Origin of the sequence: Fibrobacter succinogenes, from assembly GCF_902779965.1 — a bacterium.
Taxonomy (GTDB): domain Bacteria; phylum Fibrobacterota; class Fibrobacteria; order Fibrobacterales; family Fibrobacteraceae; genus Fibrobacter; species Fibrobacter succinogenes_F.
Genome location: NZ_CACZDK010000013.1, coordinates 48,321 through 68,599 on the forward strand (window position 1 = coordinate 48,321; position 20,279 = coordinate 68,599).

18 protein-coding genes are annotated in these 20,279 nt (G+C 46.9%); 15 read left to right on the forward strand and 3 right to left on the reverse strand.

The annotated features are described in order from the left end of the window. Positions 1-257 precede the first annotated feature (257 nt). Genes HUF13_RS07965 through HUF13_RS07975 form a run of 3 tightly spaced genes read left to right on the forward strand, consistent with a single transcriptional unit; the run spans position 258 to position 3,619 of the window. A complete protein-coding gene (locus HUF13_RS07965) occupies positions 258-2,468 on the forward strand; it encodes a polysaccharide biosynthesis tyrosine autokinase (RefSeq protein ID WP_173474632.1) in 2,211 nt (736 codons plus the stop codon). Next, positions 2,465-3,448, forward strand: a complete 984-nt coding sequence (locus tag HUF13_RS07970; RefSeq protein ID WP_173474633.1) for a hypothetical protein — start codon at positions 2,465-2,467, stop codon at positions 3,446-3,448. The genes HUF13_RS07965 and HUF13_RS07970 overlap by 4 nt, the downstream gene beginning before the upstream one ends. Before the next feature lie 12 nt (positions 3,449-3,460). Further along, the gene (locus HUF13_RS07975; protein WP_173474634.1) at positions 3,461-3,619 is read left to right on the forward strand and encodes a hypothetical protein; all 159 of its coding nucleotides are present in this window, start codon (positions 3,461-3,463) and stop codon (positions 3,617-3,619) included. A gap of 155 nt (positions 3,620-3,774) precedes the next feature. Here the strand turns inward: HUF13_RS07975 and ychF are convergent, their stop codons facing one another. After that, positions 3,775-4,872: a redox-regulated ATPase YchF gene (ychF, locus tag HUF13_RS07980; RefSeq protein ID WP_173474635.1), complete on the reverse strand. Its 1,098-nt coding sequence runs from the start codon at positions 4,870-4,872 to the stop codon at positions 3,775-3,777. Between the two features lie 306 nt (positions 4,873-5,178). Here ychF and HUF13_RS07985 point away from each other — a divergent pair, with 306 nt between their 5' ends. Beyond that, the gene (locus tag HUF13_RS07985) at positions 5,179-6,528 is read left to right on the forward strand and encodes an MATE family efflux transporter (protein ID WP_173474636.1); all 1,350 of its coding nucleotides are present in this window, start codon (positions 5,179-5,181) and stop codon (positions 6,526-6,528) included. Positions 6,529-6,915: 387 nt separating this feature from the next. Here HUF13_RS07985 and HUF13_RS07990 read toward each other — a convergent pair whose 3' ends face one another. Together HUF13_RS07990 and HUF13_RS07995 are read right to left on the reverse strand one after the other, a co-directional pair. Beyond that, positions 6,916-8,457, reverse strand: coding sequence for a hypothetical protein (locus tag HUF13_RS07990; protein ID WP_173474637.1), 1,542 nt, complete (start codon positions 8,455-8,457; stop codon positions 6,916-6,918). A 1-nt stretch (position 8,458) separates the two neighbouring features. After that, positions 8,459-9,289, reverse strand: a complete 831-nt coding sequence (locus tag HUF13_RS07995) for a DUF4423 domain-containing protein (RefSeq protein ID WP_173474638.1) — start codon at positions 9,287-9,289, stop codon at positions 8,459-8,461. 174 nt (positions 9,290-9,463) lie between these two features. Between HUF13_RS07995 and HUF13_RS08000 the strand changes: the two genes are divergently transcribed. From HUF13_RS08000 to HUF13_RS08050, 11 genes are all read left to right on the forward strand, one after another. Further along, entirely contained in the window at positions 9,464-10,408 is a 945-nt protein-coding gene (locus HUF13_RS08000; protein ID WP_173474639.1) for a hypothetical protein, read from the forward strand. Between the two features lie 32 nt (positions 10,409-10,440). After that, positions 10,441-11,445 (forward strand): asparaginase, encoded by a 1,005-nt coding sequence (locus HUF13_RS08005; protein ID WP_173474640.1) that lies wholly within the window; start codon positions 10,441-10,443, stop codon positions 11,443-11,445. Positions 11,446-11,550: 105 nt separating this feature from the next. Next, a complete protein-coding gene (locus HUF13_RS08010; RefSeq protein ID WP_173474641.1) occupies positions 11,551-12,339 on the forward strand; it encodes a hypothetical protein in 789 nt (262 codons plus the stop codon). Then, on the forward strand, positions 12,326-13,510 hold the full coding sequence (locus HUF13_RS08015; protein ID WP_173474642.1) for a hypothetical protein: 1,185 nt from the start codon (positions 12,326-12,328) through the stop codon (positions 13,508-13,510). The genes HUF13_RS08010 and HUF13_RS08015 overlap by 14 nt, the downstream gene beginning before the upstream one ends. Continuing rightward, positions 13,507-14,877 carry a hypothetical protein gene (locus HUF13_RS08020; protein WP_173474643.1) on the forward strand — a complete coding sequence of 457 codons (1,371 nt, stop codon included), beginning with the start codon at positions 13,507-13,509 and terminating at the stop codon, positions 14,875-14,877. The genes HUF13_RS08015 and HUF13_RS08020 overlap by 4 nt, the downstream gene beginning before the upstream one ends. A gap of 150 nt (positions 14,878-15,027) precedes the next feature. After that, the gene (gene dtd, locus HUF13_RS08025) at positions 15,028-15,465 is read left to right on the forward strand and encodes a D-aminoacyl-tRNA deacylase (RefSeq protein WP_173474644.1); all 438 of its coding nucleotides are present in this window, start codon (positions 15,028-15,030) and stop codon (positions 15,463-15,465) included. 53 nt (positions 15,466-15,518) lie between these two features. Further along, positions 15,519-16,352: a hypothetical protein gene (locus HUF13_RS08030; RefSeq protein WP_173474645.1), complete on the forward strand. Its 834-nt coding sequence runs from the start codon at positions 15,519-15,521 to the stop codon at positions 16,350-16,352. A gap of 146 nt (positions 16,353-16,498) precedes the next feature. Beyond that, the gene (gene asd, locus HUF13_RS08035) at positions 16,499-17,356 is read left to right on the forward strand and encodes an archaetidylserine decarboxylase (RefSeq protein WP_173474646.1); all 858 of its coding nucleotides are present in this window, start codon (positions 16,499-16,501) and stop codon (positions 17,354-17,356) included. Positions 17,357-17,398: 42 nt separating this feature from the next. Beyond that, on the forward strand, positions 17,399-18,259 hold the full coding sequence (locus HUF13_RS08040; protein WP_173474647.1) for a hypothetical protein: 861 nt from the start codon (positions 17,399-17,401) through the stop codon (positions 18,257-18,259). Positions 18,260-18,285: 26 nt separating this feature from the next. After that, complete coding sequence (locus tag HUF13_RS08045; protein WP_304038963.1) at positions 18,286-19,140, forward strand: hypothetical protein; 855 nt, start codon at positions 18,286-18,288, stop codon at positions 19,138-19,140. A 106-nt stretch (positions 19,141-19,246) separates the two neighbouring features. After that, on the forward strand, positions 19,247-19,588 hold the full coding sequence (locus HUF13_RS08050; protein ID WP_173474649.1) for a GerW family sporulation protein: 342 nt from the start codon (positions 19,247-19,249) through the stop codon (positions 19,586-19,588). Positions 19,589-20,279 lie beyond the last annotated feature (691 nt).

Below are 20,279 nucleotides of genomic sequence, written 5' to 3' on the forward strand. Positions count from 1 at the left end.
TAAATGTTTTTTTAAGTTTACAATCCTGATATCAAGAATTGTCTTTTTTCTCAACGTGTGACCAGTGTCAAAAGTATGAAAAAAAACAGAAAATGGGCAAAAATAGGTATGATTAGAGGGGATTCTTTTTTGTATAGGAAATTTTAAATTTTGCATTGTGTTGGGGATTATCTTAAACTTTTGTTTACGATAACGGGTTGATTAGGTGCGTAACCTTAAAACTTATGATGCTTGGAGTGGGTATCAAAATAAATATTATGGCAGAACAAGAAAAAGTTACAGCATCGGGTTTGTCTTCGGTTCCGACCACTCGGGACAGTGAAGAAATTTCCTTACAGGAAATATTTCTCCTCCTTTGGAGAAATAGAAAAGCCATTATCACATGCGTCTTGGTTGCCGCAGTGATCGGAGCTTTTGTTGCTCAGTGGACTCGTCCTGTATATTCTAGTGACGTGCTCCTTCAGGTGAACATGAAGGGCAATAGCAGCAAGTCGACTAAGGCTATGGGCGAAATGGGTGAAGTTTTGGAAATGGCTAGCCCGACCGACGCCGAAATTGAGCTCATCAAGAGCCGTTTGGTTCTGACTACGGTTGCTCAGGAGGAACACCTCCATCTGTCTGCCCAACCGATAGGTTTTTGGAATCGCCTGCTGCATATGGAAGGCCGTATGGATCTGGATTCATTGCAGATTCCGGCTGAATTGCGCACCGAAAAGTGGTATGCTGTGGCTGATGGCGAAGATGGATATTCCGTAATCGCTCCGGATGGCAAAAAAATTCTTGATGGAAAGGTTGGGGAAATTTGCAAGGCCGCCTATGCTGGTGATTCCCTGGTCATTCGTGTGAAGTTCTTGCTTGCTCGTGAAGGACAGGAATTCATCATTGCTCAGGGGTCTTCGCTGAAAGCTGGCCGCGCTTTGAGGGGTGCTTTGGGTGTGGCAGAACAGGGTAAAAAGACAGGTATTATTTCCGTTCATTTTAGCCACCGCTATCCAGATCGCGCCGCTTCCATTTTGAATACCATTGCTAAGACTTATCTGCGCCAGAACGTTGAAATGCGTAGTGCTGAAGCCGAAAAAACGCTTGAATTTTTGGAAAGCCAGTTGCCGATGGTCAAGGCTAAGCTTGATAGTGCTGAAAAGGTTTTGGCCGATTATCGCTATAAGATTGGCTCTATTGACATGAATGGCGAAACCAAGGCCCATATTTCGAAAGAAACGGAACTTAAAAGACAAATTCTTGAAATGGAACAGAAAAGACAAGCTGCAATGCGTCTTTTCAAGGCCGAACATCCGAGTGTCGTGACGCTTTCTAGACAGTTGGGCAAATTGCGCTCTGAATTGAATATGCTTAAGAAGAGCGCTCAAAAGATGCCTCTCACGCAGCAGGAAGTCGCTCGTTTGCAAGAAGAAGTGGCCGTGAATAACGAAATCTACACGAACATGCTCAACAATATCCAGCAGTTGCGTGTGGTGCGTGTCGGTGAAGTGGGTAACGTGCGTATTGTCGATTTGGCTCAGGTTGAATCGATGCCGTCCAAGCCGAAGAGAAAGAAGATTTTCCTTATTGCTGTCGCTGCAGGCTTTTTACTGGGTGTATTCTACGCTTACTTGATGTATTTGCTCAAGAACGGCGTTCGTAGCGCTTCTGAAATTGAACGCGAAACGAAAATGAATGTGCTCGTGAAGATCCCGAAGTCCCACAATAAATTGCTCGGCAAACGTGGAAAAATGCGCCAAAACATGCCATTTGTGCTGCAGAGAACCGAAGACCAGGTGACGGAATCCTTCCAGTCCATGATGACGGCGATCAACTTCTCGTTCTCGCACAAGGAACACTCCGTAATCCTCGTGATGGGTCTGATTTCTGGCGTGGGTAAGAGCTTTGTCTCTCAGAATCTTTCTGCCATTGCCGCCACTAGCGGCAAAAAGGTGCTGTTGATTGATGCTGATATGCGTCGTGGCTCTGTTCGCACTGGTGGCGCCGGACTTGCAGATGTGCTTGTCGGAAAGAAAACTTTGGATGAAGCAGTTCAGCAGAAATACGACAAGAATATGTTCGTGCTTAACGCTGGCAAAACCAACATGACGGCTTGTGGTTTGCTCCGTAGCGATGCCATGGACAACTTGCTTAAGGAAGCTCGCCAGAAGTATGATTTGGTTATCGTTGACACTCCGCCCTTAAGCTTGGTGACCGATGCCGAATTGATCTGTCCTTTAGCCGATTACTTGCTGTTTGTGCTCCAATATGGCAAGCATCGTATGGATGACATTAAGGAATCGCTCTCGAAGATTGTGCGCTATTCCGGAAAGCAGGGTGCTATTGTGTTGAACCAGTATGAATATGAACCGGGTCATTACGGTTACTATGAAAAGGAATACAACAAGCAGCAACCACAGGATTATAAGCGCTTTTCGTTTGCATCTTTATTCTTCTTATTAGGCTCTAGATTTGGAGGTAGACAATGATAAACATGAAGGTAATCTCTGCATTTGCTTTCGCTCTCGCTATGGCGGGAACATCGTTTGCTGCCGATGAAGAAGTAATCGGCAAGTATGGCTCCATTACGGTTAAGAAAATTCACGGTGAAGCCAAACGTAATAGCTGGGAAACCAAGTCGGATAAAGTTGTCGCCTATATTGACGATAGTTCCGATGAAGTTCCTGTGATTTCTGAAGATGTACAGGTGGACTCTGTTTATTATAGCCGTGTGTTTAAGAATAATGTTAGATCGACGATAATGCTTCCTTTTAGCGTTCCAACATGGAAACTTCAAAGTTTTGGAGTATATTCTTTTGTGTCTTTAAAAAAGGATCAGTATAACAATACTCAATATAGCGTATATGTTCAAGAATATTCTAGTACATTAGAAGCTAATACTCCATATATTGTTATATCAACTAAGCCTGAAGACAATGTTATTTCTTTTAGTATAGAAAATTCTGGGATAAATAAAGTAACATTCAATACTACGACTAATTCGCAACGTAAGACGTTTCAGAATGATGATGGCTATAACTGGGAAATCATTGGAACCTATGAACGCATAGATTTTAAGAATCCTAAGGGTGTCTATGGTTTTGCCGCTAAGGAGAAAGATGATGGTACGAAATTAGGCGATTTTAAGAGGGCTACTTGCAGCGAAAAGAGCTGCGCCTATATCAGACCTTTTAGAGCCTTTTTAAGATGCACTTTGCCTGCCGCTATAAAAGGGTTGGCGAAATCTGCGGATGATGCTGTTAGCTTGGATAATTTACCAGAAACAGTTGAAGTTCGTGTCATTAATGCTGATAGCAGCACAACTTCCCTTGGCAAGCTTAATACATATACAGGTGAATTTGTTTCGAATGACAACCGTTGGTACGATATGAAGGGTCGTTTGCTTCAGCATAAGCCGACTGCAAAGGGAACTTATTTCCATAACAGGAAAAAAGTAGTCATTAAGTAGGAGTGGCTGAATATGAATATCAAAGTCGAAAAGAGAAAATATACGCCGCCATGCATGAAGCTCGTGCAACTGACACGAGTGTCTAACCTGCTTAGTTCATCAGAATTTAGTGACGATAGTGGCGTTGATTTCGAAGATCTCGGCGAAGGTTATGACGACGAATTTGGTTAACGAAATTCTCCATTGAAGAAAGCTGAAGAAAGGTCGCGAGAAATCGCGGCCTTTTTTTACAATGTCATTTCAGCGTTTTGAGGGTTTGTTGCATAAGCAGTCGGCGATAAAGTCTAAGTTCTTCCTACTGTCTACTAACCACTGCGGCGAAGCCGCTACACATTGAACAAGAAGTACATGATGTCGCCATCCTGCACGAGGTATTCCTTACCTTCCGTGCGGACAAGCCCTGCTTCCTTCGCTGCGTTCCAGCTGCCGTGCTTGAGGAAGTCGGCGTAGCTCAAAGTTTCTGCGCGGATGAAGCCGCGTTCGAAGTCCGTGTGGATAACGCCTGCGCACTGCGGGGCCTTGAAGCCTGCGTGGAATGTCCAGGCGCGGCATTCCTTTTCGCCTGCGGTAAAGAACGTGCGGAGACCGAGGATTTCGTAACCCTTGCGAACGACAGAGTCGAGGCCGGATTCGGTCATGCCGAGTTCCTTGAGGAAGTCAGCCTTGTCGGCCGGTTCCATGGCAGAGAGTTCTTCTTCGATCTTGCCGCTGATGACAATCACGTCGTGACCGTGCTTGGAGGCGTATTCTTTAAGCTGGTCCACGTAGGCGTTACCCGTGAGGATGTCGTCTTCCTTGACGTTTGCGCAGTAGAAGAGCGGCTTTGCGGTGAGGAGACCGAGGTCTTTCACGATGCCTTCCATTTCTTCGCTGTCGTGCATCACGGTGCGTGCGGCGTGGCCTTCTTCCATGCTCTTCTTCAAGAGTTCACAAGCGGCGAGGCGAGCCTTTGCTTCGGCGTTACCGGTACGTGCAGACTTGGCTTCGGTAGCAAGGCGCTTTTCGACAGTGTCCAAGTCCTTGAGGATAAGTTCCGTTTCGATCACTTCGACGTCGCGGATCGGATCGACAGAACCGTTCACGTGGATGATGTTTTCGTCGTCAAAGCAGCGCACCACTTCCATGATAGCTTCGCATTCGCGGATGTGGGTGAGGAACTGGTTTCCGAGACCTTCGCCCTTGGAAGCGCCCTTTACAAGACCTGCGATATCGACAAATTCTGTAACGGCCGGGACGATGGATTTCGGGTTATAGACTTTCACAAGTTCATCGAGACGAGCATCCGGGACGCTGACCATGCCGACGTTCGGGTCGATGGTGCAGAACGGATAGTTTGCGGATTCTGCGCCTGCGTTGGTGATTGCGTTAAAGATGGTGCTCTTGCCCACATTGGGGAGGCCTACGATGCCACATTTAAAACCCATGATAATCTCCGATTTTTAGCGGTTCTTGCCGCCGTCTGTTTTTTGCGATGTAAAGTTAGAAAAAAGTAGCTCATCTGCAATTATCTGTGGGGCTGTAAAATCAAAATTCGTCGTGAGAATGGAGGCGTCGGCCAAGGATGGGGAGGGTGCAGGGAGGGGCCCGTGCGGCCTTCGCAACTCCGAGCTTGGGCCCCGCCCGCATGACGTTCTTTTTTGCGTTTAAAAAGGATTTTAGCCATTGATTCAAAAAATCCCTTGTGGCGGGCCACGTGAAAATCTAAATTTACGCCCGTTTTTAGGTGTTGTATGGCAACGGATTCGTTAAAGACGAACATGGATATGTTGAACGGCCCTCTCGGGAGAAAAATCCTGAGGTTTGCCATTCCGTTGGCCGCGACTAGTATTTTGCAACAGCTGTTCAATGCCGCTGATGTTGCCGTGGTGGGGCAGTTCGCAGGCGACAAGGCGCTAGCCGCAGTCGGTGCGAATACGTTCGTCATCAATTTGCTCATCAATCTGTTCGTGGGCATTTCTGTCGGGGTGAACGTGGTGGTTGCCAATTCCATCGGGGAACGCAGTTACCGTTCGGTGACCCGCAGCGTACACACGTCGGTGATGGTCTCGTTCTTTAGCGGAATTTTCCTTTCGTTTGTCGGCATCTTTTTTGCAAGGCCGATTCTTTCGGCGGTTTCGACACCTTCGGACATTTTGGACATGGCAGTGCGTTACCTGCAAATCTATTTTGCCGGAATGCCGTTTGTAATGCTGTTCAACTTTATCGCAGCGATTTTGCGCGGCAAAGGCGATACGAAGCGTCCGCTTTATGTGCTGATGGTTGCAGGTGCTGTGAATGTCGTTTTGAACTTGATTCTCGTAGCGGGCTTTGGCCTTGGTGTGTCGGGCGTTGCGATTGCGACTGTTTTTGCCAATGCCATTAGCGGACTTACGTTGATCTATTTCTTGCTCCATGAAGTGGGACCGTTCAAGCTCGAATTTTGGAAGCTCCGCGTGACGCCGCTTTTCTTGAGCCGCATTATGCGCGTGGGTTTGCCGTCCGGGCTTCGCGGTGTTGTGTTCTCGTTTAGCAATGTGTGCTTGCAGTCGGCCATAAACAGCTTGGGGTCTGCAACGGTGGCGGCTTCTGCTGCGGCCCTCAATTACGAATTCATTGTGTATTACTGGCTCAATTCGTTCTCGCAAGCTTGCGTGACTTTTGTGGGGCAGAACTACGGCGCGAAAAACATGCCCCGTTGCCGTAGCGCAGTCCGCTGGACGCTCTTGCTGGGCTGCGTCTCGACGATTGTCTTGAGCGCGCTTTGCTGCATTTTTGCCCATCCTTTGCTGTCCGTATTCACTTCTGATTCAGAGATTATTGAAATCGGTTCTATCCGCATGTACGTGGTGGTGGGGCTCTTGTTCATCAATGTCTTCTTGGATGTATTTTCGAGTGCGCTTTCGGGAATGGGGCGTTCGCTTGCTCCGGCGCTTACTTGTGTCGCTGGCGTGTGCGGAATTCGCATTCTTTGGGTATTCTTTGTGTTCCCGCAGTATAAATCGTTCGCTTCTCTCATGGTGATTTACCCAATTAGCTGGGTTGTGACCATATCAGTTCTTGTGGGGCTTTATTTCTACTACGTAAAGCACACAAAGTTCTAGGCTCCTTAGAACTTGTTCCGCATGTGCAAAAACAGCTCAAATGCTGCTATTTTGCGAAAATTTAATTGTAAATGTTTGTTTTCGGACTTGCCCGTTTGGGCGGCATTGCCAATTATTTGACATTTTGTCAATGAACGGATTTGGTGCTTTGGGGTAAAAATCCCCAAATAAACATAATTTACGGGTATCCAATACACAGCCGATTTGGGATTGAATTCGATAGTATCAATTAGTGTTGGAGAATTGATGCTTTTGTATCGGGTGGAGACTCGGATCACTCTTCTTCATGATAATACTAAAGTGACCTTGGCCGAACAGAGTTTTCAATCCCAAACGGCCTTTTTTGCCCCCTTCGAGGGGGCTTTTTAATTGCCGTTTAAACTGCGTTTACAGCAAGTCGTCGAGGTTTATCCCGTACATCTTCACGTTGTCAATCCACACGTCGGAACCGTTGTAGACGAATATCGTGAAGCGCGTAATTTTGTTGCGGGTGACTTCCCAACCATGGTAGCTCTTGCCATCGGCGTTGGTGAAGTCTTTGGGAGTGACCGCTACGCGAGTCCATTCCTTATTTACGCTTCCTTTGTACGAAGTCTTGTAGTTCGTGTCGGATTCGACAATTGTTTCAAGCACAATTTCGAAGTCGCCATCACCCTTGATCCAAACTTCTACAGAATCGAGCTTGCTCAAGTCGTGCTGGTGTTCTGCAATGCGGGTGCCGATAACAACGTAGCGTCCCAACTTGTTGGCCTGGTATTGCACGTGGAGCACGTTCTTCCCGAAAATGGAACTGTCGGCTTTTTCAATACCGTTTGTAGGTGTCTTGTCGAGATCGTTTTTGACCGTTGCGCTGTCGTGCGGCTGGATGTACCAATCGTACTTGTTTTTTAACGGTGCCGGAAGTGCGTTATATTTGGTGCCACTTTCGAAGTTTAATATAGTGACGCTGTTGAGCGCATTCACGAGGGAATCGCTGAGGCCTTTCCAGACGTTCACATCCTTGAGCTTTTCGGCATTCTTGTCGCCCCAGGTGAGCATCCACGGCCTTACGGTATCTGCGGCGTTTTCGACGCGGATGTTGAGCGTGGCGCTGTTGATGGTTGTATCCCAGCCGTCAATTTCGAACGGGAGGAGGTTCCCGCTGCCATCGTAAAGGCGGATGTCGCTTCCGTCCTTGGCTGCTTTCTTGAAATCGAAGTTGTCTTCGGTCAATCGCAACACCAGTACAGTCGGGAAACTGAGCGGGCGCATCCAATCCGAAATCAGTTCGGAAGGCATAAAGCGGATTGAGTTTTCGGGAATGACTTTGTTCGGATTCTCGATGAGTCCGAGGTCAATCGTATCGTTCGTTGTAACCGTTGCTGATGTCTGACCGATGGCGCCCATGTCTTGAGCGTCCCAAGCACTGACCGTGAGGTTTCCGCATGGCGCCTTACGGATGACGAACTGCCCCAGAGAATCGGTCTTGACAATTTCGTTGGTGCCTTGGATAGCAACCCAGGCGTAGTTGGCGGAGTCCGGCAAATCTACAAGACCCTTGACCGCTCCAACGGCTTCGAGTGAAGCGCTGTCGAGCGTGTACTCGTGGTTGAGATTGTTCAGCGTGTACTGCAAGACGATGGAGGAATCGCCCTTGGTAAAGTTGATGATGTACGAACCGTTCTGGTGTTTGTCGATGTGGACCCAACCGTTGGTATCTGTTGTGCCTTGGTAAGTGTAATTGACAGAATTCGTTTCGGTGGTGTCGGCGACGTACCAAGAGGGGAGCACCTGGTAGCGCACGTTTGCGGCTGGCGTCCCTTCGTTAAAAATTCGAATGGCGATGGCGTTTTCGATTTCCGTCGTATTCCCGGCAGAGTCGTTGCCTAATCCGCAGGCAGCGAGAATTCCAAAGGGAACCAAATAAAGAAGCTTGTTAAAATTTTTCATTTTATTTTTCCTTCTTTTTATTGAGTGCGACGGGGAATAAGGCGAGGTTCAACTGCATTACACGATCGGGTACGATGCACTTATCGACTCGAATCTGGATTTCTTTACGGAATTCCTTGAGCATCTTTTTGAGGTCTTCGAAACCTTTAGCGTCGACGGCCATGGTGATTGTCGAAATGTCTCGGTTTTCTGGCGGAATTTCGTTCAAAGAACGGATGCCAAACTGCATGACCTTCGAATGGAAACTGCGGATTGCTTCGGCCTTTTCGGCGCCTTGAACCGTGATGTGCGGGTCGGCGAGGCGGACTTTGCTGTTATTGTTGATGGGCTGGATAAAGCCGAGCGATTTTAGAATTTCGATGCTCTCTTGCGCTTGTTCTTCGGTGATGGGCGGAATGACGCTGTTGGCGATTTCCGGAATGTCCACATTGCCGTGTTTCACTTCGATGAGCGCTCTCACGACAATGGTCCACCAGGCGCTAAGATACTTGAGTTCGTTATCTTTGAGTAGATGACGCTTGACATCGCGCAACTGGAACGCCTTTTGCAGAATTTCCGCTTTTGTTTTTTCGGATTTCGTGCGCGAGGCGACGATTAGTAAATCGAAATAAGCGGCCCCGCGACCATCGAGCCCGAGCATTTTTTTTGCGGCGGGAACTGCATGGACGGGAAGATTTCGCTTTTTTTGAACTATATAATAAGCGTGACTTGAATCCAAGCCAAGCGTCTTGCCGAGAGTGCTAAAGGAATACAAGGAGTTGTGCTTTTTGTGCTCCAAGTAGTAATCCTTGATCATATCTCGGTAATCATCGTAATCAAAGATTTCTGCCATAACCAAACCTAAACTAAATATACTTTAAAATTTGTTGGAGGGAGGCGTGTGAGTAATTAGTAAGCAGTGGTTTCGTGGGCTGATGGGCGAAATTTACTAGAATTGTAAAGTCAAATAAACGGAAGTTGCATTGTGAAAAAATTTTTGTTATTACTTAGCCTTATTTTAGTAGCTGTGCTTTTTGTATCGTATTCAAAGAAAAAAGCGGAATTCGAAAAGTACGAAGCCATGATTGCAGAAACTAATGCTTGCCTTGCTGCAGGCGATTGGAAATGTGCCGAGGAAAATGTTCGCGAACTTTTGAAGTCAGAACCGAACGATACAAATTTGCAGTTGCATATGGCAGGCATTCTTTTTGAGCAGGAACGTTATCAGGAATGTATTCGCTATATTGAAACTTTGAATTTTAAACATAAGGATTTAGATTACCTTGTTGAAAAGTCAAATCTTTTGGAACAGGAAATGGCGCAACTGGGCGTTGAAAAGTCCATGCATTTCCGTTTGGAATTCGATGGCGGCCCCTCCAAGAAAGATGTGATGGAAGCGCTTGCCGTTTTGGAAGTCGCCTACGATTCAATTAGTAATTTGTTCGACTTTATGCCCGAAAATAAAATGTGCTTGGTGCTGTATCAGGATAAGGAATATCAAGGTGTGGGCCCGCGCCCTGATTGGGTGGCTGCCGTGTTCGATGGAAAGTTGCGTGTGCCCGTGAACTTGATGGCGTATCGTGAAGTTTATCGCCCGGTGCTGTTTCATGAATTAACTCACGCGTTTGTGCGTTCTATGACGCAGGCAAAGGTCCCGCTTTGGATGAACGAGGGAATTGCTCAAGTCATAGATGCTTCGCATAATAACGAAGAACGCCCGGCGGGATCATACCCAAGTATTGAATCGCTCACGGAATCGTTTGTAGATGAATCGAATACGGAAAAAGCGACGAAATTTTATTGGTTTTCTAGGCGAATGGTCGAGGAACTTTTGTGGCGCGATGGCGGCGGCCCGGAGGCTTTCCGCAATTTTGCAAAATGCTTGCAGGACTTGCGCAAACTTGGGACGGATGGCGCATTGCAAAAGTATTACGGAACAAACGCTAAAGATTTGTTGGAATCGATTCGGTGAGAATCGTGTTGGATTGTACGATGGTGGCGGCAATGAAAAACATTGTGATTTTGGCGACTGGCGGAACGATTGCTGGCGCAGGCGAACAAGGTAAAGATATCGGCTATAAGTCGGGCTCTATCAAAGCGCAAACGTTGATTGATGCGGTCCCTGAATTGAAAAATGTGGCAAACATTTGCGTGGAGCAGTTTTGCAATATCAATTCGGACGATGTTACTTCTGAAATTTGGATTGCTTTGGCGAAGCGGATTCAGGAACTTTCGCAACGCGAGGATGTGGACGGTTTCGTGATTATGCACGGAACCGATACGATGGAAGAAACCGCATTTTTCTTGAGCTTGACGCTAGGTGCGGGGGCGAATTGTAAAGAACAAATTGCCGCACAAAATGCTGCGAAACCGGTGGTTCTGACAGGCTCGATGCGCCCCGCAACTGCTGCAGAACCCGATGGCCCCGCGAATCTCCTCTTTGCCGTAAAAAGCGCGGTAGCCCTGTCATGCCAGAATCCTGTCATCCTGGAGCCAAAGGCGATAGGATCCAGTGCTGTTTACGTAGCCTTCGCAGGCAAACTCATGGACGCCCGCACTGTGCAAAAAATCCATGCGAACGATTTGGACGCATTCTCGTCATTCTCGACCGAAGGGAGGGAGTCCATTATTTCTCGTTTCGACGTTTCCTCTTTGCGTTCCCTCCCGCGCGTCTCCGTCCTTTACTTTAACGCCGATGCTGATGCCGACCTTTTGCACTTTGCCGCAGAACGCTCGGCTGGGCTTGTGATTGCTGGTGCTGGCGCTGGAGAATTTTCGCTGTCATGGGCTGCAGTCATTGCAGAAATCGTCGCGCAAAAGAAAATCCCGGTGGTCATTTCTACGAGAATCAATCGCGGTTGCATTGTGCCGGAGCAACTCCTTGTTTCCGGAACGATTGCTGCTTATGATTTGCCACCCGCAAAAGCGGCGGTGCTATTGCGGCTTGCTTTAACTGTAACGAATGATTCCGCGACAATACAGGAATTCTTTCGAAATAGCGTCGGGTGAATGCTGAACCTCTCTTTATTCGAATAAATTGAAAGTACTTGATTTATTTAATTGTTTTCTATTCTAATAGAGGTTATATTTATGAATAAAGGATAGGGAATAGAGATGAAATTCGGTGACCATATAGGGAGAATATTTTTGCTGGTGGGTGTGCTGTCCGGTGTAATTTATGCCGGTGTAATAAAAATACCCATGGGTGCCGAGGATATTTTTCCGTGCTATAAGGCAGATGGCCGTACCTGCAAAGTCGTCAATTATGCCAGTTCGTCTGACATGCCGATGGATGGTGAACTAGCCTTTGTTGGAAACAAGATGGATTGCCTGTATGCTGATGGCAGGGCGTATATTATCGCGCGGAGCAATGCGCCTGAACAGATTCACGATTCCGTATTTTGGGGGACAACTTCGCGTTGTTATGACGATAACTGGAATTGTGGGAATCTTGGCGATAGCGTCGAGATTCCGCGATATACAAAAAAATCTGGACTCTATTTCCATTCCTGCAAGAATTCGGTCGCGACGGCCAAGGGGTGTAAACCTGTTGAAAATGGCTTGGAAATTCTTGTGACGGATGAAATGAAAATGGTGCCGATGACGCGTGCGGCGCTCTTCTATTATTTTAAAGCCCGCCAAAAGAAGAACTTCAATTCCTTGATGGAATGGCTCCTGAAAAATGATAAGATGGACGGTTTCTTCCAGACGTTGCCGTGGGGACTCAAAGAAGAAGATTTAATTCGTGCGGGCAATCTCGCGGTTCCCGGTGTGACAGAATTGAATTTCTATTTACGCGACAAGAAAGTAGAAAGCAAAAGTTATCAGAAGGGGAACATCAAGTCGTTTGGCGAGTTGATGAATTCCTGCAAGGAGTGGGGTAAATCTCATGAAACTCCGTAACGTTTGCTTGGTTTGCCTTTGGTTGGCGTTGCATGCGTTTGCGGCATCGCCCCGCGTTGCGGAATACTGCGCCGAAATTGTAGACGACAGTACGTATCGCCCCTTGTTGATCAAGGATCTGGATGAACCTATCAAGGATTGGATTTATCCGGATTCAATTCCCTGTGAGCGTACTCCATGTCGGGCAAGATGGGAAACGGAGAGTAAGGTCTTTTTCCCGTACGATATTGAATGCCGTGAAGATGGTCTGTTGGCCGGCTTGTTTGGCGGTGGCGGAGGAGGGCTTGCGTTTTGTACGCATTGTCCGAAGAGGCCGATAAAGTTACAACGAATAGAGAAAATCAAATTGTATGGCAGCAAAGATATGAATGGTTGCTGTCGAGGTTTGCAAAAAGATGAATTCAGCAGGAGAACTTTTCACCTGCGCAATGCTCGTGAAACCCTGAAGGCTTTTTATGGCATGCCATTTTGGGGAAAGTGGAGTGGCGAATGGGAAACCAACGGCAACGGGAATCTTCCGCCGATGGAACGTGATTTTCCTGCAAAGTTGGTTGGCGAATGTAACGATACGATTCCTGCTGTAGAGTACTGCGTGAGCGGTGGAAAGAATGTGGAACTTCATCTGGTTGACTATTACGACGTGTTGCCGCGGCTATTTTTCAGCGATGGAAATAACGAAAAGGATGATGAAGAAAATGAAGATGCGAACAAGATGATTTGCGAAGGAACCATGCGCGTTGAAAAATCATACGAGATGGATTTTGGAAAATACGGGAAAAGAACGTTGGCACATTTTGTGGAACAGGACACTTGCCATTTGACAAATATTATCGCAACAGAGGTCTATATTCCAATTCCCAAGTTTATCGGTGCCGATGTACTCAAGGGAATACCTGCAAAAAGTCTGTATGGGAAACGCATCCCCATATCGTCGAAGAATATTTTGAATTGCAATTTCGATACCGTTGAAAGGAATGTCCAATTCTATGCCCGCATCGGTGGTAAATGTGGTAAGCTGGATTTGCTGAAAAAAGAGAAAATGAACATCTTTGAATATGAGCAAATTGAAGATATTCGGCACCATACGGAGAATATGGTTCATTGGATTTCGTGCGGAGATGATTTTGTTTGCCCGCTGAGCTGCATTGAAGTGAAGGACATGTTGCCATGAGACGGAAATGCTTGTCGCTTTTGTTTGTTCTTTCTTGTTCCCTTTTTGCGAATGGGGCGTCAACGGCTCATTTTTGCGTCGACTACTTTGAAAGAAACGATGAAAGCTACAGCTTGATAGTGGCTTCAACTCGCGGCCTTTTGCCTGATTCAAAATGGAAGTGGCCAGATTCGATTGCTTGCGGAGATGTTTTTTGGGAAAATAAACTTGTTCTGAATTACAAGGACGAAGAAATAGTCTTTAATGCAGATTATGATACAACTTCTGAAAATTTAAGCTGTAAAATTTGCAATAGCGATGACCGCTTACGGAAAAGGGGAGTATTCCCGCCGTCCATAGATTTTTTGAAGGCGCATGAGTATTACTCTTCTTTTGAAAGGGAGAATAAGTCGCCAATTGATTCGGCTTTTGTTAGAGACCTTTATGGGAAAAAGATCAAAGCGGAATGGAATAGTGCGCTTTCGTGTTCGTGTCCTTCTTATAGGGCGCCAGTCTTGAAAACGACTTTGAATATTGTAATTGATGGAGAATGCCCTAAGAAAAAGCCGATTGCGGAAACACAAAATGCGGCCGTAGAAAATAAGCCATCCGTAGAGGATACTGTTGTTGAAAAAACTGTTGAGACGGATTCACTAGATGAGGGAACCTGGGTGAGCTCGGAATGTTCTTCTTGCTTGGACAAGTGCGTTTCGGATGAAGAAGAAAAACTTCCGGAGATGGCGGCGGGAATGTTCCCTTGCTATTGGGAGGACGCTACCCGTGAAAATCATCAGGTTCATTTCTATGGTAGTTCCAAGCAAATGAATATGGCGGATAAGCCGGAAGGATTGGTAGAGAACATGGAGTGCTTTGACGTGAATGGGGAACGTTTTTTGGTGTTCGGGACTAATGTTCCCAAGCAGTATTATTCAGAGCTCAAGCGAGGCTATTGGTTCTTGCCCTCATGTTATGAAAGTGTGAATGATTTTGAAAAAATGAAACCTCGGGAAAAGCCCTTCTATTTTTGCGAAAAAGAATCGGCTCCTGGTGGCTGTAAGGCGGTAGCGCACGGAATAGACATCGTGTTCGATGTGAATGGAAAATTCAGCGGTTGGGATCGCAAAGTTTTGTGGTTGTATGCAAAACTGATGGAATCTGGTGATGCTTATTCATTTATGCGTGATGTGAGATATGGTGATTTGAATAAGGTCATGCTGCCTGCAAATATGTCGGAAAAGGTCTTGTTTGAAATCGGTAATGATGCAGCACAGAAGACTGCGGGCATGGCGTTCTATCGCGGAACTCAGAAAGTGGGTTACGAAAAATTTAGCCGGAAGCAACTGACATCGCTAAAGGAAGCTCTTGGAAAATGCAAAGCGTGGAAATAGGGAAATTGGTGATGAGTGATTTTATAGCAATTAGGCGCTGAAAAAGTTTGAACTTTGGTCAATTTCGGTGATAATATCGTTTTTTTGTTGCTATATTGATTAGTGTTATTTTGAATTTATGTTGTATATACTTTAGCGTCAATTTGATATATGAAATTTCTCATCCAGCGAGTCACTAAGGCTCAAGTCGATATTGAAGGTGAAACAGTCGGAAAAATTGATGGCAAGGGATTACTTGTGCTGATTGGCGTTGGCGAGGGCGATACTCGCGAAGTTGCCGACCGATTCATCAAGAAAATGCTTGCGCTCCGCATTTTTGCCGACGAAAACGGAAAGACGAACCTCTCCATCAAAGATGTGGGTGGCTCGCTTTTGCTTGTTTCGCAATTCACGCTTTATGCGAATTGCAATAAAGGCAACCGTCCAACGTTTAACGGCGCAGGCAATCCGACACTAGCCAATGAACTTTACGAGTACATCATTGAACAGTGCAAAAAAGAAGTTGCCATCGTTGAAACGGGAAAATTCGGTGCGGACATGCAAGTGAGTCTTGTCAACGACGGCCCATTTACTATAATGCTAGAATAGCACGAATCTTATTGCTTTTGTCATTCCCGGTGTTTGTCCTCTTGGAGTATTTTATGAATTTTTTGCAATTTATGTTATTGAGCTTTTCAGTGTTAATCCTCGCTTGCGCGGGTTCGCGTGACACGGCCTCGGAAGGCGCTGGTGATGGTATGGCCGATGTTCCTTGTACGGAATGCGGTACGCAGGGCGAAATTGAACTCAAAATTACGGACGAAAAGTTTTATCGCGAATGGAATCCGGTGGCGTTCAGCCGCATCGATTCAAATGCTGTTGTTGGCGTTTTCCCTGCGCTTAAGGTGACTGCAAACCGTCCCGAAAAATGCAAAATGTGCCACAGCTTTAGTGCCGATGCTGTTGACTTTGACCTTGCTCGTGTTGAAGATTCCTTGTTTGTAAAAGCTTTCCCCAAAATGACGCGCGAACTGATGCTTCCGGGAATGCGCGTCCCCGATGGTGATTCTGCTTATATTGATACGTTGTCTGTTAAACTTCTTGCGCAAAAGTTTGTCGAAGGCAGACGCCTCGATGATGTGACTCCTTGGGAAGAACGCGATGGCGTGGAACAGACTTTGACGCGCCAATTGCCGTTTGAACTTTCGAATTTGCTGAATAAAATCGCAAGCCGCTATGAGCTCCGCTATTTGACAATACCCCTCATCATGGAAGTTACGATGGATCCGGACTTGGGCAAGAAAGGCGGATTCAAATGGGAAATTGTTTGGAGCATGTGGGATGCGCGCTATGGCGAACTCGTTTGCCTCACGTATTCCAAATTCACCGCTGCAACGACAACGCGTGTGGCGCCTGAAAAGGAATGGGCAACGCCGTTTGCCTCAAGGCTCTGGAAATTGCTCAACACCGACGTCGCACATTTCGAAAATCATTGACATAGAATACTGCAAGAGCCTTTTTAAAATTAGTTTGAAAAATTACTGGATCCTTCGGCTTCGCTCAGGATGACTCTGCTTTCATCCTGTTGTACTACTGTCTACTTCCTACTTCTAACTTCCTACTAATTACTATTATTGCAATCATGAACACTCCATTTTACGTTTTTATGAAACTTTTGCCGAAGAACGCCGCTAGCCGCGTCTTTGGTGCATTCACGCGTTTGCGCATCCCGTTCTTGAGCAAGCTTGCTCGCAACGCCTTTGCTAGCTATTACAAGCTCGACATGTCCGAATCGGAATACCCGCTGAGCCATTACGCAAATATTGGCGAACTTTTTATCCGCAAGCTCAAGCCGGGCATGCGCCCTGTTGCCGATGGAGCCGAGGTGGTGAGCCCGGTCGATGGCGTGCTTTCGCAGACGGGCACGTTCGATGGCGATGACCAAAGCTTGATCCAGGCGAAGGGCAAGACTTATACGCTTAAGAGCCTGTTGCGTAACGATGATCTTGCCGAACGCTTTAAGGGTGGTGCTTTTGCAACGATTTACTTGGCTCCGTTTAACTACCACCGCATCCATAGCCCCGTCAAGGGCGACCTTGTGCTTTCGAGTTATTGCCCGGGTACGCTTTGGCCGGTGAATGTCGGTAGCGTTGAGCGTATCGAAGGTCTTTTCTGCATCAATGAACGCTTGACTAGCCAGTTGCGTTTGGCTGATGGTTCCGAAATTCTCGTGGTCAAGGTGGGTGCGACAAACGTGGGTCGTATTGGCGTTGTGTATAATGATGCTCTTTTGACAAATGCTGGTATGCTTCCGCGTGATGAAAAGCGTGTGGACTGGGTTCCGAATCAGCAGTATTCGTTTGAACGAGGCGATGAACTGGGCCGCTTTGAAATGGGCAGCACGGTGATTCTCGTGGTCGATAAGAAGATTCGCGAACGTCATCCGGACTTGTTCAAGTCACGTCTTGGGCAGGCGGTGAAGGTGGGCGAGGCGCTTTAAGCGCCGGTGTTTCTGTAGCGAACGCACTGCGGTCTTTCGGCGATGGTTTCTGTAAAACGCTTCATTCACGACGAGCCTTTGCTTTTTAAGGCGTCGAAAGCTTTTGTGGCGTTGTTTTTTCGGTGCGCCGATCCCATTGTTTATGTGGCATGCAGGCTGCCGGACCGTAATGCGCAAATTGCATGGACTTTATTAGGAAGTGCTCTTTTTCAAGACCGCACGTATCCCGATATTTTGCGACTTCTCGCGAAACTTTACGAGCGGTTCCCGGGCGATAAGCTTTGGACGCTTCCTGTGCCCAAAGCAGGCGAGATTGAAGAGGTCGTTGAGCAAACGTTCAATAGCCGCAATTGGTCGGTGTTCGAACATGTGGCTGGAATTTTCTGGAGCGTGGGGCTTTTTGTCCGTCGTCATCCAGACTTAGTTGCTTGGGTGCGCGAACATTCTCCCGAAGAAATGTGGAACGATTTGAGCGATATTTATTTTATGGGTCGTTCGAATCCGCGTCCGAAGGCTTGTGCCGCGATTTACCGTTTGATAGCGCCATCTCCGCTCGGTTTAGGCCTTGAGTACCGCGGCAGTTCTAATAGTGCGGACCTTTCAAATGACACGAGAGCTTTTTCTTTGCCGCTCCCGCTTACGATGGGCGCTCGTCGTTTCCTTGCCATACTTGGACCCGCTAAGGAATTCAACTTTTCGGAACTTGAACCGCAAGAAAAACAGAAACTTGCCAACGAATATTTTACGGCGCTGGCTCCCGAAAACCCGTATTTTGCGGCCCACTCGTTGCAGTTCTTTCTTGAAAATGGTTCGAACAGTTTTATTTGCCGTGAGCTGACGGCGAACTGTTCCAAGTGCCCCCTTTATGAGTATTGCAATTACGCCGAGGTTCGATCGCGCTAACCTGATGTATGCTAAATTTTATCCATATGAATCGATTTATATCGCTGTTGCCTAAGCTTGTTGGCGCGAGTGCCTGCGCGGCTTCGCTTATGCTGTGTGCCTGCGAGCAAAAGGTCGAAGAATTTGTCGATTACACGCTAATGTGCTACAAAGATGTTTGGCCGATGGATGATATTCGTATAAACGAAGGATCGGACTACGACATCAAGGCGCTTGAGAAAAAAATCGATTTGCGTTATCCGATGATGCTCGGTGATACGCTCGATGTGACGATTTTAGAATTCAAAAGTGACGTCTATGCGCTGGACTATTATATCAATAGTGGGCGTTTTCAAGGAATCGTGCCGATTTTGCGCGGGTCGTTTTTGGAACAAAGTATCCGTTCCGGTGCGCGCATTTTTGTCTTTAAGCACGATAGCTTCCGCCGTTACGAGCGCAGCGACCTCGAAAGCTACGTTCGTCGTTTCCCGAATGCACGTCATGGCGGTTTCCCGCAAGAATTCTTGAGCCTCCCGTTTGAACATCGAGAACCGGGGCACACGTCGATTCAGACCAAGTATTTTGTTGGCGTCAAGGCTTATTTCCCAGTGCTCGCGCAGAGCTACCGCGATTCCGACTTGCAGTGGAATGTCGCTCGCAGTTGGGACCTTGTGGATGAAAACGATTTTATTGCCTGGGGGCGTCAATTGAATATTGTGCAGCCCAAGGGAATTCATCGAGAAGCGTCAACGCTTTACTTTAATGCGGGCGAGGGCGTGAATGGCATGGCGACAAGGCTCCCTGGCGGTCGCGTGGTGGCGGTGTGGGGCTACCTCGATTGGACGGATCTGGAACGCAAATTCTTTACCGCCAGTGACCGCGTCTACGGCGCACGATACTAGCGGCTTTGCCGCAGTAGACAGTAGGAAGTAGACGGTAGGCAGTAAAAACCGTCAAATAGCTTCCTACTTCCTACTTCCTACTTCTTACTTTTTTTATATTCAAACCATGGCTATTGAAAAACTTGCTGAAACTCTTATGGAAAAGCTCCGCTTTATCACCAAGGCGGAAACTGTAATTGGCGAACCTATTCAGGCGGGGGAATCTACTGTGGTGCCGGTGAGCCGCGTTTCTCTTGGCTTTGGCTTTGGCGGCCATCAAGGAAAGGGCGATACTTCTGCTTCTGGCGGTGGCGCTTCGGTTGATCCGGTGGCGTTCCTCGTTATCAAGGGCGACGATGTACGCATCATGCCGATTACAAAGGACAGTTCCCTCGTTTCGAAGGTGATGGATATTGTTCCTGATGTTATGAACAAATTTACCGGCAAGAAGCCGCTGAACGACGTCTAGTCGCGTCAAGTTTTTGTTATTTGCTTAGCTCGCTGCGTGCGGGCTTTTTTAATTGGAAATAATCCGATAGTTATTTGAAGGATTGAATGGATACTCCTGACTGTAAGGTTGGGGGCGTTTTTTTTGAAAAAGAATGAAATTGGTTTAAATAAGAAATTTTTTGGTTTGTTTTTCCTTTGATCTGTTTTTAAGTAAAATTGAAAAATTTTTGAGAACATTTTATTACGCAAGGTATTCTCTTGATAAGCTATAAATAATATAAAACTTTGCGTTTTCTATTGACATACTCAATTTTAGAGAGTATCTTTGTTGATGTAAAAAAGAGAATGGAACAGCTTTTGGGTATGTGATGATTAGGAATTTTGAGAACGTCTGAGTGTCTTAATCCATTCTCTTAGTTTCGCAAGGTGAATTGGTGCATTTTGCGAAGCGCCCGGCACGGGGTTATACGTGCCACCAAATCCTCCTCCAAGGCGCCGTAATGGCGTACTCCTAACACAAAAAATAGGACCCCCTCATGAATGTGAGGGGGTTCTTCATTTTATAGTTCGGCGGCGTTTTTAAATATGTCTTGCCCGCTGTTTTACTGTCATACCCGCCTTTGCCATCCCGGACTCCGTTCCGGGTGGGAATCTCCCTTAAACGAAAAAGCCCCGGCCCTATGGCCGGGACCTTCTCAAATATGTCATAG

What these genes read in the sequence shown, in the direction of transcription:
- HUF13_RS08015 (WP_173474642.1), top strand. Translation starts at nt 12,326, where the DNA reads ATGAAACTCCGTAACGTTTGCTTGGTTTGCCTTTGGTTGGCGTTGCAT.
- HUF13_RS08040 (WP_173474647.1), top strand. Translation starts at nt 17,399, where the DNA reads ATGGTTTCTGTAAAACGCTTCATTCACGACGAGCCTTTGCTTTTTAAG.
- HUF13_RS07975 (WP_173474634.1), top strand. Translation starts at nt 3,461, where the DNA reads ATGAATATCAAAGTCGAAAAGAGAAAATATACGCCGCCATGCATGAAG.
- HUF13_RS08050 (WP_173474649.1), top strand. Translation starts at nt 19,247, where the DNA reads ATGGCTATTGAAAAACTTGCTGAAACTCTTATGGAAAAGCTCCGCTTT.
- HUF13_RS07970 (WP_173474633.1), top strand. Translation starts at nt 2,465, where the DNA reads ATGATAAACATGAAGGTAATCTCTGCATTTGCTTTCGCTCTCGCTATG.
- HUF13_RS08010 (WP_173474641.1), top strand. Translation starts at nt 11,551, where the DNA reads ATGAAATTCGGTGACCATATAGGGAGAATATTTTTGCTGGTGGGTGTG.
- HUF13_RS08020 (WP_173474643.1), top strand. Translation starts at nt 13,507, where the DNA reads ATGAGACGGAAATGCTTGTCGCTTTTGTTTGTTCTTTCTTGTTCCCTT.
- HUF13_RS07990 (WP_173474637.1), bottom strand. Translation starts at nt 8,457, where the DNA reads ATGAAAAATTTTAACAAGCTTCTTTATTTGGTTCCCTTTGGAATTCTC.
- HUF13_RS07985 (WP_173474636.1), top strand. Translation starts at nt 5,179, where the DNA reads ATGGCAACGGATTCGTTAAAGACGAACATGGATATGTTGAACGGCCCT.
- HUF13_RS08005 (WP_173474640.1), top strand. Translation starts at nt 10,441, where the DNA reads ATGAAAAACATTGTGATTTTGGCGACTGGCGGAACGATTGCTGGCGCA.
- HUF13_RS08030 (WP_173474645.1), top strand. Translation starts at nt 15,519, where the DNA reads ATGAATTTTTTGCAATTTATGTTATTGAGCTTTTCAGTGTTAATCCTC.
- HUF13_RS07995 (WP_173474638.1), bottom strand. Translation starts at nt 9,289, where the DNA reads ATGGCAGAAATCTTTGATTACGATGATTACCGAGATATGATCAAGGAT.
- ychF (WP_173474635.1), bottom strand. Translation starts at nt 4,872, where the DNA reads ATGGGTTTTAAATGTGGCATCGTAGGCCTCCCCAATGTGGGCAAGAGC.
- HUF13_RS07965 (WP_173474632.1), top strand. Translation starts at nt 258, where the DNA reads ATGGCAGAACAAGAAAAAGTTACAGCATCGGGTTTGTCTTCGGTTCCG.
- HUF13_RS08045 (WP_304038963.1), top strand. Translation starts at nt 18,286, where the DNA reads ATGAATCGATTTATATCGCTGTTGCCTAAGCTTGTTGGCGCGAGTGCC.
- asd (WP_173474646.1), top strand. Translation starts at nt 16,499, where the DNA reads ATGAACACTCCATTTTACGTTTTTATGAAACTTTTGCCGAAGAACGCC.
- dtd (WP_173474644.1), top strand. Translation starts at nt 15,028, where the DNA reads ATGAAATTTCTCATCCAGCGAGTCACTAAGGCTCAAGTCGATATTGAA.